Source organism: Pseudomonas sp. JH-2 (assembly GCF_036231725.1).
Classification (GTDB): domain Bacteria; phylum Pseudomonadota; class Gammaproteobacteria; order Pseudomonadales; family Pseudomonadaceae; genus Pseudomonas; species Pseudomonas delhiensis.
On the sequence record NZ_JAZAQP010000102.1, the window covers coordinates 1 to 2,426 of the forward strand.

Sequence of the window (2,426 nt, forward strand, 5' to 3'; positions counted from 1 at the left end):
GTGACCGGCGGTTCGGCCTGGATAGTCCCGGCCGACCTCTACGAACCGATCCGCCAGGACGCGGTGATCCTCGAGAAAGGCAAGGACAACGCCGCGGCCAAGGCCCTGGTGGACTACCTGAAGGGGCCGAAGGCGGCCGCTGTGATCAAGGCCTACGGCTACGAGCTGTAAACAGGGAAAACGATGCACCTGACCGCGGCGGACTTCACGGCGATCCGGCTCACCCTCGAACTGGCCACCGTCAGCACCCTGATCCTGTTGCTGCTGGGCACCCCCATCGCCTGGTGGCTGGCGCGCACCCGCTCGTGGCTCAAGGGCCCGCTGGGCGCGCTTGTGGCCCTGCCACTGGTGCTGCCGCCGACGGTCATCGGCTTCTACCTGCTGGTCACCCTGGGCCCCCACGGTCCGGTGGGTCAGCTCACCGACGCGCTGGGCTGGCAGCGCCTGCCGTTCAGCTTCGCCGGGCTGGTGGTGGGCTCGGTGATCTACTCGCTGCCCTTCGTGGTGCAGCCGCTGCAGAACGCCTTCGAGGCCATCGGCACGCGCCCGCTGGAGGCCGCGGCGACCCTGCGCGCCGGGCCCCTGGACAGCTTCTTCAGCGTGGTCCTGCCGCTGGCGCGGCCGGGCTTCGTCACCGCCGCCATCCTCGGCTTCGCCCATACCGTGGGCGAGTTCGGCGTGGTGCTGATGATCGGCGGCAACATCCCCGGCCAGACCCGCGTGGTCTCGGTACAGATCTTCGACCACGTCGAGGCCATGGAGTACGCCCAGGCGCACTGGCTGGCCGGCGGCATGGTGGTGTTCTCCTTCTTCGTGCTGCTGGCGCTGTACTCCACGCGCCGCAGCCATTCGGCCTGGAACTGAGATGCCGGCAGACATCCAAGCGCGCTTCCTGCTCGAGTACCGCAGCTTCACCCTGGACGTCGACCTGCACCTGCCGGGCCGCGGGGTGACCGCGCTGTTCGGCCATTCCGGCTCGGGCAAGACCACAGTGCTGCGCTGCGTGGCCGGCCTGGAAAGGCCGCGCGAGGCGCGCCTGGTGGTCAACGGCGAGACCTGGCAGGACAGCGCACAGGGCCTGTTCCTGGCGCCGCACAAGCGCGCCATCGGCTATGTGTTCCAGGACGCCAACCTGTTCGAGCACCTGTCGGTGCGGCGCAACCTGCGCTACGGCATGAAGCGCGTGCCGGCGCGCGAGCACTGCGTGGCCATGGACCAGGCCTGCGAGCTATTGGGCATCGGCCACCTGCTCGAACGCATGCCGCGCCATCTGTCCGGCGGCGAGCGCCAGCGGGTGGGCATGGCCCGCGCCCTGCTGACCAGCCCGCGGCTATTGCTGATGGACGAGCCGCTGGCGGCCCTGGACCTCAAGCGCAAGGCGGAAATCCTGCCCTACCTGGAGCGCCTGCACGACGAGCTGGACATCCCCATCCTCTACGTCAGCCACTCGCCGGACGAAGTGGCGCGCCTGGCCGACCACCTGGTGCTGCTGGAGGCCGGCCGCGCCCTGGCCAGCGGCGCGGTGGGCGAGACCCTGGCACGCACCGACCTGCCCACCTCGCTGCTGGAGGACGCCGGCGTGGTGATCGACGGCCAGGTGCTGGGCCACGACGCCGGCTACGGCCTGCTCGAACTTGGCCTGCCCGGCTGCAGCGAACGCATCCGCCTGGCCCATGAGCCTCTGCCGCCGGGCAAGGCGCTGCGCATCAAGGTCCAGGCCCGTGACGTCAGCCTGGCCCTGCAGCGCCCGGCGCAGAGCAGCATCCTCAACCTGCTGCCGGCCACCGTGACCGAACTGGCCCCCACCGACACCCCGGCGCACCTGCTGGTGCGCCTGGACGTGGGCGGCAACCCGCTGCTGGCGCGGATCACCCGCTATTCCTGCGACCAGCTGGGGCTGCGGGTGGGGCAGGGGGTGTGGGCGCAGGTGAAGTCGGTGGCGCTGCTGGCTTGAGGGCGGATGGCTTTATGGCTTTTCGTAGGAGCGAGCTTGCTCGCGAACAAATGCGGTGCCATGCGGTTCGCGAGCAAGCTCGCTCCTACGAAGAACACCTCCGGCGTGGCCCGGTGGCTTTTGGGCTTTGGGGTGGCTCCGTTCCCTCTCCCCAGCCCTCGGCTGCGCGCCCCGCCCTGAAGGGAGAGGGGGGGCTTGTCCGTGCCGGCGGAAAGCATGGCTTCAGCCGGACGCCATAATGTCCGGCTAACTCCGAAATACCCGAGCACTCCGAACGGTCCCCTCTCCCTTCAGGGAGAGGGTTAGGGAGAGGGGCTCTTGGCTTTTGGCTCTGTTGCTCTTAACAACCCCCCCACCAGACCCAAGACCTAGAACAGCGGCAACGTATAGCTCAGGATCAACCGGTTCTCGTCCTGGTCCCGCTGCGTCGCCGTGCCCGAGCCGCTGACCGGCAGGCCGCTGCGCATGGTGG

Annotated in this window: 4 protein-coding genes; 3 read left to right on the forward strand and 1 reads right to left on the reverse strand. The window is 69.2% G+C overall.

Going from position 1 to position 2,426, the window contains the following annotated elements:
- The 3 genes from VV867_RS30820 to modC form a co-directional block, all read left to right on the forward strand.
- A partial coding sequence (locus tag VV867_RS30820; RefSeq protein WP_328568426.1) for a substrate-binding domain-containing protein occupies window positions 1–171 on the forward strand: 171 nt, incomplete at its 5' end.
- A 12-nt stretch (window positions 172–183) separates the two neighbouring features.
- Window positions 184–864: a molybdate ABC transporter permease subunit gene (gene modB / locus VV867_RS30825; RefSeq protein WP_109935355.1), complete on the forward strand. Its 681-nt coding sequence runs from the start codon at window positions 184–186 to the stop codon at window positions 862–864.
- A gap of 1 nt (window position 865) precedes the next feature.
- Window positions 866–1,954, forward strand: a complete 1,089-nt coding sequence (gene modC / locus VV867_RS30830; RefSeq protein WP_328568425.1) for a molybdenum ABC transporter ATP-binding protein — start codon at window positions 866–868, stop codon at window positions 1,952–1,954.
- Between the two features lie 368 nt (window positions 1,955–2,322).
- Here modC and VV867_RS30835 read toward each other — a convergent pair.
- The coding region (locus tag VV867_RS30835; protein WP_328568427.1) for a hypothetical protein at window positions 2,323–2,426 on the reverse strand (104 nt) is incomplete at its 5' end.